Consider the following 13765-nt stretch of genomic DNA (forward strand, 5'->3'; position numbering starts at 1 on the left):
TTGTCGTCTTTTCTCGGAACCTAGCGCTGAATGGTCTTAGAGCAAACTCAAAACATGACTCAAGCCCCCATGCAAATTCTTCAAGAAACACTGCAGATTCTGCCCAAAGAGCAAGCCATCGAGGCCTACAACTTTGGCGCAGCGGACTATGAAGCAGTGATGAACTACTACTGGTACATCGATCGCCAGCCCCTGATCGACTCGCTTCAGCTCCAGCCCGGCCAAAAAATCATCGAAGCCGCCGTCGGCACCGGCCTCAATCTGCCTGCCTACCCAGCGGGGGTCCACGTCACGGGCGTTGATTTGTCCGAAGGCATGCTGGCCGAAGCCCGCAAAAAGCAAGTCGCCGCCGACCTCACGCTCAAAATTGCTGACCTAACCAACCTGGACCTGCCCGACAACGCCTTCGATGCGGCAGGCTCAGGCTTCACGCTGTGCGTCGTCACCGACCCCGTCCGCGTGATGCAGGAGATCCTGCGCGTCACCAAGCCCGGCTCCCTCATCGCGATTTTGGATTACTGCATGTCCCGCGACCCAGACATCCAGAAGTGGCAGGCACTAATCGCCGACGGCACCTCCAAATTTGGCTTTCCCACCGGCAAAATCAAGTGGAACGCCCTCATGGACTACGACGAGCTGATCTACAACAGCAACTTGACCCTTGAGGTGATCAGCGACCAGCGCACCGACAGCCCCAACCCCTTCCTCTGTAGCTGTCAGATCCTGGTGAAAAACACCAAAGCCTAGCGCCGCACATCTTGCCTCCCCCGATTGAGATTGAGACCCATAGAAAATAAACGCGATCGCCTTTTCAGAGGGCGATCGCGTTTTTGTAGGAAAGCGGCCCCAGCCCTAGGGCGCTGCGGGAGAGAGGCCCGAGTCCGGGTCCTCGACCTCCCGCAAAATCGTCGGCAGGGGGCCATTCTCAGGCGCCGCGTCCGAGGCCGGAGTCGGGCCACCCTGGAAGATCGCGCGCAGGGCCTGATCGAGGGTTTCAGCCATCGCAATGCGGTTTTCGTAGGCCACAATCACCCGGGCGAGGATCGGGAGGCTGTTCTCCTCGGCCTCCAGGTAGAGCGGCTCCACGTACAGCAGCGACTGCTCGATGGGAATCACCAGCAGATTTCCCTGGATCGCCCGGGAGCCCTGGCGATTCCACAGCGAGATTTGCTGGGAAATCACCGGATCTTGGTTGATCCGAGCCTCGATCTGCTGCGGCCCGTAGACCAGGCGCTGCTTCGGGAACTGGTAGAGCAGCAGCCGCCCGTAGTTTTCGCCATCGGAGCGCCCCGCCAGCCACGCAATCAGGTTATTGCGGCCCGTCGGCGTGAAGGGATGGAGCACGATGAACTCTTCCTCGGAGGCCGTGGGCAGCTTGGTGATCAGGTAGTAGGCCTCCACTGAGCGCGCTTCCCCGCCGTAGATTTCGCTGGGCACCTCCCACTGGTCCTCCCGGTTATAGAAAACCTGGGGATCGGTCATGTGGTAAGCCAGCAGCCGCTCGGACTGCACCTCAAACAGGTCAATGGGATAGCGGATGTGGGTGCGCAGGGTCTCTGGCATCTCGCTCAGCGGGCGGAAGAATTCTGGGAAGATGCGCTGCCAGGTCTGGATCAGGGGGTCATTGGGGTCGGCCACGTAGAAGACGATCGAGCCGTGGTAGGCGTCGATGACGGCCTTGACCGAGTTGCGAATGTAGTTGAAGTGATGGTCGCCGGGGTCTGAGTAAGGGTAGCGATCGCTCAGGGTATAGGCATCGACCATCCAGTACAGATAGTTTTGATCCTCGGCCGAGGCGCGATCGCCCGGTGCATCGAGGCCCAGATCGGCATCGGCGACCACCAGGTAGGGATCTTGGTCGTAGCGCAGGAAAGGGGCGATCGCCCGAATGCGATCATCGATGTTGCGGCGAAACAGGACCCGCGTTTCCGGCTGGAAGTTGCGAGTCAAAACCATTTGCCAATTCTTCAGGTACTTGGCAAACAGCAGCCGTCGCCAGCCGTCATTGAGGCGAATGCCGCCCCGTCCGTCATAGACGTTGTAGACATTTTCGTCACCGCTCGGGTAGTCCAGCTCTGGTGCCTTGGTGGGCGTCATCACCGTTGTATTGGTGAGCTGACCGTAGTAGATGCGGGGCTGACCGATGGGAATGCTGTCGCGAATATTCTCGCTGGAGGTCGCCAGGGTGCCCTCTCCCGAAGTAGGCGACTCCACGCCGATATCTTTGACAAAGTAGTCCGGCAAACCGCCGGGACCGGCGCGGTTTACGGGGCTGAGGGTGAAGCCGTAGCCGTGGGTGTAGACGAGGTGCTTGTTGATCCACGTCTGGGCCTGGTCGGGCACCGCGCTGTAGTCCAGCTCGCGCGCGGCGATGATCACCTGCTGGCGCTCCGGTTCGGTGCCGTTCTCCGGAATGATGTTGTAGCGATCGATGTCAGCGTCGGGAAAGCGGTAATAAAGCCGGATTTGCTGGAGCTGGCGATTGGTTTCTAGCAGGGGCCGGGTGTCCCACAGGCGGATATTGCGAATGGTGGAGGCATTGGCCTGAATGTCCTCATAGGAAAGGCTGCCCGACGGGTTGAAGGTTTCTGCGTCAATGCTGGCTAGGTCAAAGGCCTGCCGCGTAAAGGCGATGTTGTGCTCGATGTAGGGGCGCTCGCGCGCTAGCTCGTTGGGCTGGACCACCAGCCGCTGAAGCATCGAGGGCAAGACCACGCTTCCGAGCACCATGACCGACGCGTACACGCCCAGAGACTGCCACAGCGATCGATGACTGGATGCCTCCTGATCAGACCAGTGGTAGGCGCGCCATAGCAGCCACAGCCCGATGCTCAGAGCGATCAGCGCCAAGAGGGTGCTGGCGGGCAGCTGGACGTTGGCGTTGGTGTAGCCCGCCCCGTAGGTGACGCCGAAACGCCCATAGAGCAGGCCATAGCGGCTCAGCCAGTGACTCCAGGCGATCGCCAGTAGCACTATGCCCCCCAGTCCGGTCAGATGTCGTCGCTGGGCGGGCACGAACCCCGGAAACCAGCCGGTGCTGAGGCTCTTGCCAGAGAGCAGGTAGACCAAGACCACGGAGAGAAAACTGTAGAGGCTCAGGGCGACAGCCCAGTACTGGAGCAGCTCTCCTATGGGCAGCCCAAAGACGTAGAAGGCGATATCCCGGTGGAAGATGGGGTCGTCAATGGCAAAGGGGGTGGCGTAGAGCCACTGCAGCAGCCGCGCCCACTGGCCCGACAGCACAAACCCCAGGGCGAAACTAAGGGCGATCGCCCCAGCGGTCAGGCTCAGGCGCGGCTTGATCAAGCAGAGCAGGGCGATCGCCCCGATGCTCAGCAGCGGCCACGAGGGCTCCAAACCCGATCGCCAAGTCGTCCAGAGCGTCTGAATTTGCAGTTGCTGGGGCAGCGGCATCATTTGTCCCGGCAGGCCCAGGGCGGGATGCCAGTAGGTCCGCGCCTCATAGCCGTAGTGCCACAGCAGTCCCCCCAGCGCGATGCCCAGGACCACCACAATCACCAGCAAGGGGCGCACGCCCAGCGCCCCGGGCCAGCGGGCCTTGGGCGTGCGCTCCATCGGTTTCCAGTTGGTGCCCTGGACCAGCGGCAGCTCTTCTGGGGCGCTGTGGTGCTGCCAGCGGTGGGCGATCGCCAAATTTCCCAGCAAAAACGTCAGCGACACCGCCAGCACAACCAGCCAAATGGCCCCGCGCACCCCCAGCTGGACCCAAAACGGCCCCAGAAATCCAACCTCTTGAAACCACAGGCTTTCGGCGACCAGATTCGCCACCACATCCAGCAGCACCCACAGCCCGAAGGCCCCCAGGGCGAACCAGCCTGTCTGCTTCCAAAACGGCGATCCCATACCCACGTCCGAATTTGTACCCTTTGTACCCCCATTGTGCTGCCTAGAGCGCGTTCCTGGGCATTGTTTCCAGCTATCAAGCCGGCGATTGGGCGTAGATGAGCAGCACCGAGCCCATGGGATTGAGATTCTCGACGTAGATGCGCCCGTTAAAGTAGAGCGCCGTCGAGAGGCCGCCATCTAGCAGCATGGCCTCCTGAATCGGTCCTAGGCTGAGCCGCTCCGAAATGCCCGCCAGCACCTCGTCAAACTGGTGAGGATAGAGCACCTGCTCCGGCGTCGTAGAACTGTTGACCAGCAAAATCACCTGGCCATTGGCCGCGATCGCCGCCATGGAGCGGTTGGTCTCTCGCCAGCAGGCCATCTCGCCGAGATCCTGGCAAATGTCGCGAAACTCCCCCTGGCGATAAAAGCGGCCATTGCCCCCCACCGCATTGAATTGCAGCGCTGGATCGTCGCGGCGGCCCACCGCGATCGTCCCTTGCCGGGTCTCCGGCGGCCCCCCCGAAATCGCGAAGGACGATCGCCGCTCCGCAAACGGCCCCGCATACTCGACGCCCCGCGACACGTTCAGGCCCTGGGGCGTATCGTCCACATCGATGTAGTCCCCGTTGATCGCGGCGATCGGCCACTGGCCCTCGAGCTGAGCATTTTCATCCTGCACCAGCTCCCGAAAGCGCTTGGGCACATACTCCCGCCGCAGGCTGCCATCGGGATTTTGGGCGTAGAGGGGGTGGGCGATTCCTAGGTTGACCTTGAAGTCCAGCTCTGGCGACCTGGGGTCAAACACGATCACGTGGTTCGCCCCGTCTTCTGCGAGCTGGCCAGCATTGTCCGTCCGGAAAAACTGAATGCCCGCAGGCAGGTCGCTCTCGGGGCGCTCTGGCCGCACCATCACAGGGAGCGGGGCCGAACTTGGGGAAGCAGCGACTTCTGGGGGCGGGTTGCCTGGAGTGGGAACAAACCGCTGCGTACAGCCCAGTCCCAGGGCGATCGCCAGCCCCACCAGCCCCGCCAGAACCATTGCCCACCTGCGTCCACGTTGCATAGCAATATCCCCCCTGACTTCGTGACCTGCCCAGCAGATGTTTTCTGCCCTAGCATGCCATCGATGTCAGAGGGGATTCTAGAGGCGCGATCGCCCCCCAGCTACGAGCTATACTGCTCGCTGCTATCGAGGTTGAACAGCAATTGCAGCGATTGCATGGCCTTGCGGCGGGCCTCGATGTCCTGCTGCGCCCGCAGCTGCACCATCGGATCGTGGAGAATCTTGTTCACGATGCCGCGCGTCAGGGCCTCGATCACCTCCTGGTGCTTGTCCGCAAACTCTGAGCCGAGGCGAGAGAGGGCTTTTTCGAGCTCCTGGGCGCGAATGGTCTCGATTTTGTCGCGCAGGCTGCTGATCACGGGCACGGTATCCAGCGATCGCCACCACACGTCAAACGCGTCCACCTCTTCATCAAGGAGCAGCTCAGCCTCCATGGCCATCTGGCGACGGCTCTCCTGGTTTTGGGCCACCACGGCCTTGAGGTCGTCCACGTTATAGGCGTGAATCAGGGCCAGATCATTGACATTGGCGTGGACATTGCGCGGCACCGAAATATCGATCAAGGTGATGGTGCGCCCGGTCAGCACCGGCTCCAGGTTTTCTCGATGCAGAATGGGCTCTGTTGCCGACGTACTGGTAAACACCAGATCCGACTCACCCACCGCCGTCATCATCTCGTCGAGGGGCCGCACCTCGATGTTGATCTCCTGGAACTGGCGAGCGAGCTCCTCAGCCCGTCCCAGAGAGCGGTTTAGCACGCAGATTTTGCAGGCTCCCTTCGAGATCAGGTGCTGCACCAGCAGGCGAGACATCTTGCCCGCTCCCACAATGGTCACCCGACACGAGTCCAGCATCTCCAGCTTCATCTGGGCCAGCTCGACCGCCGCCGAGCTGATGGACACAGCGCCTGTGCCAATGCTGGTCTCGGTCCGCACTCGCTTGCCCGCCGTGATGGCTTGCTTGAAGAGGCGATTGAGCAGACGCCCGACCCCGTTGAACTGCTGACCCAGCTTGTGGGCTTGCTTGACCTGGGCCAGGATCTGGCCTTCGCCCAGGACGAGGCTGTCGAGGCCCGCAGACACCCGCATCAGGTGCATGACGGCGTCCTGGTGCAGCAGGATAAACAGGTGGGGCCGCAGCTGGTGCATGGGCAGCTTGCTGTGGTCGGCGAGAAACTGAATGACTTCGCGGACGCCTTGCTCGGTGTCGGAGGTCACGAAATAGAGCTCGAGGCGGTTGCAGGTGCTGAGGATCGCCACTTCTTCGATGTGGGGATAGCCGCACAGTTGGGCGATCGCAGATTCCACTTGAGGCTCAGGAATGCTCAGCTTTTCACGAACTTCGACGGGGGCCGTTTTGTGGCTCAGGCCCACTACAACGATATTCATGTCTCCTCCCTAACGTGTTCTTCCCAACTACCCCCAATGCGGGACGGCTGGTTTTGCCAGTGCCAACTCAGCCGCGATCGCGGGCAGTCTCAGGTTTTATGCAAGTTATATGAATGGTTAACGGTGACCCAAGCCACCGAGACGATGCCTAAGAGATCGAATCCCTCTCCCGAGAACTCCCAATAAACGAATTTACGGGCGTTTCAGACATCCTCTACTGCGAAGCCCTCTCCTGGCAAGCCGGGGGCGTCGCTCTAAACTCTGTAAAACTTAGGATCTCAAGCAGGTGCGGGAAAGCGGGCTGGCCGCCCCAAAACTGAGTTGGCCAGCCCCCCAAGGTCTATCGCAGTTGGAGAGACTGGGGCTCATCAAACATGTGGATGGTATCGACGAAGCGCGCAGTTTTGGACTGGCTGGAGATGACCAGAGACTGGGTCCGAGCGCCGCCGTGGAAGAAGCGCACGCCGTCCATCAGGGTGCCGGGGGTGATACCGCAAGCGGCAAACAGGACCGTTTCACCCGAAGCGAGCTCATCAGCGTTGTAAACGCGATCGGCATCTTCGATGCCCATTTCCTTCAGACGAGCCAGGTTGCCTTCCTTGCTCTCGCCGATCAGGCCGGTCTTGACGACTTCGGGATCGTAAATCAGCTGGCCCTGGAAGTGACCGCCCAAGCAGCGCATTGCGGCGGCGGAGATGACGCCCTCGGGAGCAGCACCGATACCCATCAGCGCGTGGACGTTGGTGCCGGAGAAGGCGCAGGAGATAGCAGCGGACACGTCACCGTCGGAGATCAGGCGCACTCGAGCACCCGCTTCGCGGATTTCCTTGATCAGGTCGATGTGGCGATCGCGCTTCATGACCACAACCACCAGCTCTTCGATAGAGCGGTTGAGGCACTGAGACAGAATCTTCAGGTTTTCGGTGGCCGACTTGTTGATGTCAACATGGCCCCGGGCTGCTGCAGGCGCTGCCAGCTTCTTCATGTAGAAGTCGGGAGCTGCGAACAGACCGCCCCGCTCGGAAATCGCCAGCACCGCCATAGAACCGTTTTGGCCATAGGCCACCAGGTTGGTCCCTTCGCAAGGGTCAACAGCGATGTCGATCTCGAGCAGCTCGTCGGGGTTGCAGTAGTTACGAGCATCCGGCTGGGTGCAGATGCCCACTTCCTCGCCGATGTAGAGCATGGGAGCGTCGTCCCGCTCGCCTTCGCCGATTACGATGCGGCCCCGCATGTGGATGCGGTTCATGCGCTCACGCATGGCTTCCACAGCAACCTGGTCTGCCGTGTTCTTTTCGCCTTTCCCCATCCAGCGAGAAGACGCGATCGCGGCTTGCTCAACCACTTCAATGATTTCTAAACCGAGCGTACTTTCCACGAAGTATGTCCTCCAAACTGCTGATATTGCGTCGTTTTATTCGGCGATTCCAGTTCTTAAGTCTACCAAAGGCCAGATACCCCCACGGCAGAATCATTTGCTCAGCCCGTGTAAAGTTTTGCTGCCAGAGCTGGCCCTAGATCCCGAGGGCACTGGCTTTGGGGCGATGGAAAGCGGCCCAAACAGGCGCTGATCTTTCAACCTGCGCGGGCTGCGCAAAAGAGGCTCGGGAGGCCAAGGCGTTTTTGCCGTCGGGGTTTGGGCGATCGCTGCTTCCTCGCCCACTTCAGCCCCGAGATTTTAAGATCGATGAAAGCCAACACCATGAAACCTAACGCTATCGACAGGTTCAAACCATGATTCAGCTGTTCAATTTTTTGCTGGGCCGGCCTTCAGAGCAGGTCCAGGCCAACGTCGAGATTTACACGTGGCAAACTTGCCCCTACTGCATCCGCGCCAAGATGCTTCTGCGCTGGAAGGGCGTCCCTTTTACCGAATACAAGATTGATGGGGACGGAGCAGCCCGCGCCAAAATGGCCGATCGCGCTGAGGGTCGCCGCACGGTGCCCCAGATCTTTATCAATCAGCAGCCCATCGGCGGCTGCGATGAGCTGTACGCCCTCGATCGCCAGGGTCAGCTCGATCCGCTGCTAGCCGCCGCCCCGAATTAGTTGTGCACAGCGGCATTCAAGATTCGGGCTATCGGCAGCACTGTCACTGGATGGAGCAGGCGATCGCCCTAGCAGCGGCAGCTGGAGCAGCCGGTGAGGTGCCGGTGGGAGCCGTGATCGTCAATGGGCGCAATGAGCTGATCGCCACGGGCGAAAATCGTCGGGAGCGCGATCGCGACCCCACGGCCCACGCGGAAATTTTGGCGCTGCGGGCAGCGGGCGATCGCCTCGGCACCTGGCACCTGGAGGCGTGCACGCTTTACGTCACCCTGGAGCCCTGTCCTATGTGCGCTGGCTCTCTGCTCCAGGCCCGTCTGGGGCGTCTCGTCTACGGCGCCGATGACCCCAAAACCGGCGCGATTCGAACCGTTCTCAATCTGCCCGACAGCCTCGCCTCCTACCATCGCCTGCCCGTCTTAGGCGGTATTCTGGAGTCTGTCTGTCGGCAGCAACTCCAAGATTGGTTTCGCCAGCGCCGACGGCCTCAGCTTGAAACGCCAGCCCTCTCCCAGGACAATGCGAGAAGTGTCCCCCAGAGAGACGCTCCCCCCAGCGAATCCCATTAGGGTGGAGGCATGTTCTCAGTGAGACGCCACGACTGTTGTTGAGAATCCCATGACCCTTCTTTCCCACCAATCTGACCGTGACGACGCTGCCTTAGTTCCTGGCACCGCCCCCTCCCGGATCTCGCCGTGGCTGATGCCAGTGGTCTATCCCCTAGGCCGATTCCTGGTTTTGCCGTCCTATTTTGGCAACATTCGAGTTTATGGTCGCGAGCACCTGCCGACAGACGGTCCGGTGATTTTGGCCCCGACTCACCGCGCTCGCTGGGACGCCCTGATGATTCCCTTTGCCGCAGGCCGCCACGTGACCGGCCGCGATCCGCGCTTTATGGTGTCTGCGGATGAAGTGGTGGGGGTGCAGGGCTGGTTTATTCGGCGGCTGGGCGGCTTCCCGGTGGACACTCGCCGGCCCAGCATTGCCAGCTTGCGCCACGGTGTGGAGCTGCTGCGTCAGGGAGAAATGCTGGTGATCTTTCCCGAGGGCGGCATCTATCGCGATGGCGAGGTGCATCCCCTCAAGCCAGGTCTTGGCCGCCTTGCCATCCAGGCCCACACCAGCAACCCGCTGGGCAATCTGCGGGTTGTGCCCATGAGCTTGCACTACGACCCGAGCTGCCCGAAGTGGGGCTGCGACGTGGAGATTCGGATTGGCCAGCCCCTGGCGGTCCAGGACTACTGCGATCGCCCCACCAAGGAAGCCGCAAAGGACCTGATTCGAGACTTGGGCGATCGCCTGCAAGAACTCGATCGCGAACGGATCCAGTCGACTCACCGCTCTCTCGCCGGGTCCAGCCGCAGCCAGAGCAAGCAGTGGCCCAGCGTGGACAGTTTGAAAACTGTCACCCTACACGCTCAGCACCAGTTCCCACGACTCGAGCGTTCCGACATTCAGTAAGGCGTGATCAATCACCTGAAGCTGCCACTGCCCTTGGGCGGGCTGCTGAAGCAGCGATCGCAGTCCCGGCGTCGTCTGCAACGTATAGGTCTGGCGCAGCTGGGTTTGGCGACCCAGGGTCCGCCCCTGGATCAGCACCGACTGGCCAGAGGGTGAAATCAGCGTTAGGGACAGATCCCCCAGGTATTCGTGGGCGACCGCTACCGTCACCTTTAGATCGCGCACCCGCTGATCGGCCATCACCTCCAGCGTGCTCGTCACGCCCCAGGGATCGCGATCGGGAATGCTGTAGCCAGGGGCGTCGCTGAGCCGAATCTGCGCGGTTTCCGCAGGCGGGGTCACTAGCGTTTTGCGAGCGGCCTGCACTGCTCGGTACGCATTCACCTTGCCATAGCCAAACCATTGAGAATGACCGTTGGCGTCATAAGTTCCCAGCTGAGTGCCCAGCTGCGGATCGGGGTCAGGATCCACGATCTTGTCAGCGGTCTGCTGCAAAATTCGCCGCACCTCCACCGCGCTCAGATTCGGATTGACCGACAGCACCAGCGCTGCTACCCCGGCCACCACCGGGCAAGCGCTGGATGTCCCGCCAAAATAGGCCGTGAAGCTGCCCTGATCGTAGCCCGCCGGTCCCACCTGATCGGTCGTAAATACGCCTTGGCCTCGCGCATCCACCTGGACCACTGGGGGCGTCGCGATGTAGCCGGTTCGCTGGAGCCAGATCCCCGGTGGGGCGTTGTTGCTGGGGGCACACACCGAAATATTGCGGCCCCAGTTGCTGTAGAAGGCTTTGCGGCTGAGGCTGGTGCTGGCCGATACGGCGATCACGTCGGGGTGCACGCCAAACCCCGACAGCCAGTCTGTCGGACCCTTGAGGGTTTCTGGCGGCCAGCCCTGCTCCATGATGCGGCCATTGAGGGGGCGGTTGGTGTTGCCAGCCGCGAAGACGATCACGCAGCCCTTGCCCTGGCGTCCCTCCGTCGCGGCGCGGGTCAGCATGGCCTTTTGGCGCAGGGACAGGGGAAAGTTCACGGCGCCCGCGCCCCAGCTACAGGAAATCACGGCGGCCCCGTGATCCATGGCCCACTGAAAGATCTGGTCGATGGCGTCATCGTCGACATAGCCGGTGGTGCGGATCGGCATCAGCGAGCAGCTAGGGGCGACACCGACGATCCCGGCGCCGTTTTCTTCGGCAACAGCAATGCCGGCGCAGGCGGTGCCGTGGCTGGTTTCGGTGGTGGCGGGCAGCGGCAAAAAGTCGTCTTCGAGCAGATCGCGCGGCGCTACGATTTTGCCGAAGCCCTGAAAATCAGGGTGGTTGAGGTCGAGGGAGTCGTCGGCCACGGCCACGACAATGGCGCGATCGCCCCGGGTCAGGTCCCAGGCCCGCTCCACGTCGATGTGGGAACCAGCGGCCAGTTCGGGACCGCCACTGTGATGGAGGTACCACTGCTTGGCATAAAAGGAGTCCCGGGGGCGATAGTGGGGCTGGGCGCGCACGATCACGTTGGGCTCGGCTGCCAAAATCTGGGGTTCACGGGTGAGCTGGTTGGCCAGCTTGACGGGATTGTCGAGGGCCTCGGGCGTCACCACAAAGGTAAAGGTGCTGGGCAAGCCAAGTACAGGCTGCGATCGCTGCAAGTGAAGCCGCTGGGCGATCGCGTCCATATCAGCCTCGGGCGTCCCCGGCACGAACTGCACCGTCAGCTGGTCCGTGAGATAAATCAGCGTGCCCGGATCCGCCGCCAGACGGTACACGTGGCTGGCAAAGGCCACCTCCGGCAGCGATCGCGCCTCGGCCATCGCCGCATCGAGGCGATCGGGCGCCACCGAAAATTCTTCTAGCTGGGTCGCGGGCACCGTGCGGCGGTGGGTCGCAGACAGCTTCGACTGCCACTGAGAGAGCGATCCCCCAGATCGGGGCCGCACCGTGAAGCGATCGCCCACCTTTTCCAGGGCTAGCTCCGCCCCGCCCCGCTGCAAAATTACCCCTTCACTCCGACGCGGAATTCCGGTTCCCGCCCTCAGCGGATCGAACACATTATCCATGCAACTGGCTTCCTCTAGGCTGCTGGCTCCACGACCCGCCCAGCCCCACAGCTCCAGCGGTCGCTCGCAAAGCCGCTTTGCAGACCTCGGGGAACCAATTGATTTTGCTCAAAGTCGGTTCTAGCCAGGCTTCAGGTCTTAGCCTTTTTGCGGTTTGCTGCCCCTCAGGACCACGGACAGCGAACCCGAACGGGCAATGATAAGATACCCGAAGTTTGCCAAGACCCGTTTCCCGATACACACAAAGTTACTCGCATGGTATCTGTTCGCCTCCTCTCCCAACTCTGCGTAACACCGCTGCTGGTTGCGGCATCCCTGGGCCTTGTGCGCCCAGCGGCGACCTTCGCCCAGAGCGCTCTGCCCGATGCCGAGCTCGACCAGCCGGCCGGAGCAACAGATCTCGATGAAGCGCGCCCCGTCATCCTCGACAGCAGCATTCTGAGCATGCCCGGCGGACAGCGCCTGATGCAGGAGGCCAGCGCCGCTGTCTCCAGCGAAAACTACACCCTCGCCGCCGCCAAGCTTCAGGAAGCTCGCCAAGTTTTTAATCAGCTCTCCAACTTCTATCAGGAAATCGCTTCCAGCTTTTCGGGCATCGATAACCGGATTGCGGATAGCCAGCGCCGCAAAGCCCTCGACACGGCTCAGATGCGCGATGAGGCGACCTATCAGCTCGCTCTGGTCCACCGCGCCCAAAACAAGCCTGAGCTAGCAGTGCCGCTGCTGGTGCAGCTGGTGCGCAGTCAGCAGCCGACCCGCGACTTGGGCCAAAAGGCCTATCAGCAGCTGTTTGAGCTGGGCTTTGTTGATGCGCCCTATCCCCGCTCGGGCGGAGACACGAGCGCTCGATAGCCTGGAGTCTCTATTTCAAAAGTTGACATGTGGATGTCTGCGATCGCGCCGTCTCAGCCTGGAAGGGACGGCTTTTTTTGCGGCGATCGCCAGCGGTGGACACTCCCAGAGCCAAAGCGATCGGCACACCAAAGCGGAGTGAGTTTGGCCTAGGCGATTTGACTTAGACTATTAAGCATACGGGCAAACAGTCTTGCGCTGGCGCGACGGCGATCGCGCCTTTACCCCACAGGTCCACCCACTAGTTAAGGAGCAACTGGAAAGAAGAATGATCAGTCCCAGTCAAGTTGAATCCATGATCCGACAAGGGCTACCAGACGCCCAGGTACAAATCCAAGACTTGACGGGCGGTGGCGATCACTACCAGGCCATCGTTGTCTCTTCTCACTTTGCTGGCAAGAACCTGGTGCAGCAGCACCAGCTTGTCTACGGCACTCTGCGCGAGGCCATGGCCACCGAAGCTATCCACGCCCTTGCTCTCAAGACCTATACCCCCGAAGCTTGGGCTGCGGCTCAGCCTTCAGCCTAGTCAGCTCCCCAAACTGGACGCCGTTTAGACCGGATTTTCCCTGCGCGCGTCTATCACTCACACTTCTATCAATCAATTGGGTAAAACCATGACGCCAGAGCTTCAAGAACGCATCAATACCTTGATCAAAGAAAACAAGATTCTTGTTTTCATGAAGGGCAATAAGCTCATGCCCCAGTGCGGTTTCTCCAACAACGTGGTGCAGATTCTCAATACCCTGGGCGTTCCCTACGCAACGGTGGACGTGCTCGAAGACTACGATATTCGTCAGGGGATCAAAGAGTATTCGAGCTGGCCGACCATTCCCCAGGTGTACGTCAATGGAGAATTCGTTGGCGGATCTGACATTTTGATCGAGCTTTACCAAAAGGGTGAGCTCCAGGAAATGGTCGAGGTTGCCCTCGCTTCCTAAGGGCGATCGCTCTAGGCCTTTGACCGCGAGTGATTGACTCAAATTCAAAGGCTGCTCGTACAGCCTCAAGTGCAAAAGTCCAAGCCATCCTCCTAGAGGGCAGCTTGGACTTTTGA

At 60.9% G+C, this 13765-nt stretch carries 12 protein-coding genes; 7 read left to right on the plus strand and 5 right to left on the minus strand.

All coding sequences use genetic code 11. The features are described from left to right. The first annotated feature begins 54 nt into the window (after positions 1-54). On the plus strand, positions 55-747 hold the full coding sequence (locus GEI7407_RS06680) for a class I SAM-dependent methyltransferase (protein WP_223294494.1): 693 nt from the start codon (positions 55-57) through the stop codon (positions 745-747). Between the two features lie 105 nt (positions 748-852). Here GEI7407_RS06680 and GEI7407_RS06685 read toward each other — a convergent pair whose 3' ends face one another. The 4 genes from GEI7407_RS06685 to glpX form a co-directional block, all read right to left on the minus strand. Then, positions 853-3864, minus strand: coding sequence for a UPF0182 family protein (locus GEI7407_RS06685; RefSeq protein WP_015171377.1), 3012 nt, complete (start codon positions 3862-3864; stop codon positions 853-855). 76 nt (positions 3865-3940) lie between these two features. Next, positions 3941-4888: a phosphodiester glycosidase family protein gene (locus GEI7407_RS06690; RefSeq protein WP_015171378.1), complete on the minus strand. Its 948-nt coding sequence runs from the start codon at positions 4886-4888 to the stop codon at positions 3941-3943. A 125-nt stretch (positions 4889-5013) separates the two neighbouring features. Further along, positions 5014-6300, minus strand: a complete 1287-nt coding sequence (locus GEI7407_RS06695; protein ID WP_015171379.1) for a glutamyl-tRNA reductase — start codon at positions 6298-6300, stop codon at positions 5014-5016. Positions 6301-6640: 340 nt separating this feature from the next. Continuing rightward, complete coding sequence (gene glpX, locus GEI7407_RS06700) at positions 6641-7678, minus strand: class II fructose-bisphosphatase (RefSeq protein ID WP_015171380.1); 1038 nt, start codon at positions 7676-7678, stop codon at positions 6641-6643. Positions 7679-8034: 356 nt separating this feature from the next. Between glpX and grxC the strand changes: the two genes are divergently transcribed. The 3 genes from grxC to GEI7407_RS06715 are packed head-to-tail and all read left to right on the plus strand — an operon-like array spanning position 8035 to position 9807. After that, positions 8035-8349: a glutaredoxin 3 gene (grxC, locus tag GEI7407_RS06705; RefSeq protein WP_015171381.1), complete on the plus strand. Its 315-nt coding sequence runs from the start codon at positions 8035-8037 to the stop codon at positions 8347-8349. Positions 8350-8363: 14 nt separating this feature from the next. Continuing rightward, entirely contained in the window at positions 8364-8915 is a 552-nt protein-coding gene (tadA, locus tag GEI7407_RS06710) for a tRNA adenosine(34) deaminase TadA (protein ID WP_255347615.1), read from the plus strand. Positions 8916-8964: 49 nt separating this feature from the next. Then, positions 8965-9807, plus strand: a complete 843-nt coding sequence (locus tag GEI7407_RS06715) for a 1-acyl-sn-glycerol-3-phosphate acyltransferase (protein WP_015171383.1) — start codon at positions 8965-8967, stop codon at positions 9805-9807. Here GEI7407_RS06715 and GEI7407_RS06720 read toward each other — a convergent pair. Next, complete coding sequence (locus GEI7407_RS06720; protein ID WP_015171384.1) at positions 9757-11856, minus strand: S8 family serine peptidase; 2100 nt, start codon at positions 11854-11856, stop codon at positions 9757-9759. The two genes, GEI7407_RS06715 and GEI7407_RS06720, sit on opposite strands and share 51 nt — an antisense overlap. A gap of 255 nt (positions 11857-12111) precedes the next feature. On the opposite strand from GEI7407_RS06720, the gene GEI7407_RS06725 reads away from it, so the two are divergent. The 3 genes from GEI7407_RS06725 to grxD all read left to right on the plus strand — a co-directional run bounded on the left by GEI7407_RS06725 (position 12112) and on the right by grxD (position 13649). Beyond that, positions 12112-12708, plus strand: coding sequence for a hypothetical protein (locus GEI7407_RS06725; RefSeq protein WP_041268304.1), 597 nt, complete (start codon positions 12112-12114; stop codon positions 12706-12708). Positions 12709-12976: 268 nt separating this feature from the next. Further along, positions 12977-13237, plus strand: a complete 261-nt coding sequence (locus tag GEI7407_RS06730; protein WP_041268305.1) for a BolA family protein — start codon at positions 12977-12979, stop codon at positions 13235-13237. A gap of 88 nt (positions 13238-13325) precedes the next feature. Then, entirely contained in the window at positions 13326-13649 is a 324-nt protein-coding gene (gene grxD / locus GEI7407_RS06735; RefSeq protein WP_015171387.1) for a Grx4 family monothiol glutaredoxin, read from the plus strand. The last annotated feature ends 116 nt before the right edge of the window (positions 13650-13765 follow it).

This window comes from Geitlerinema sp. PCC 7407 (genome assembly GCF_000317045.1).
Lineage (GTDB): Bacteria > Cyanobacteriota > Cyanobacteriia > PCC-7407 > PCC-7407 > PCC-7407.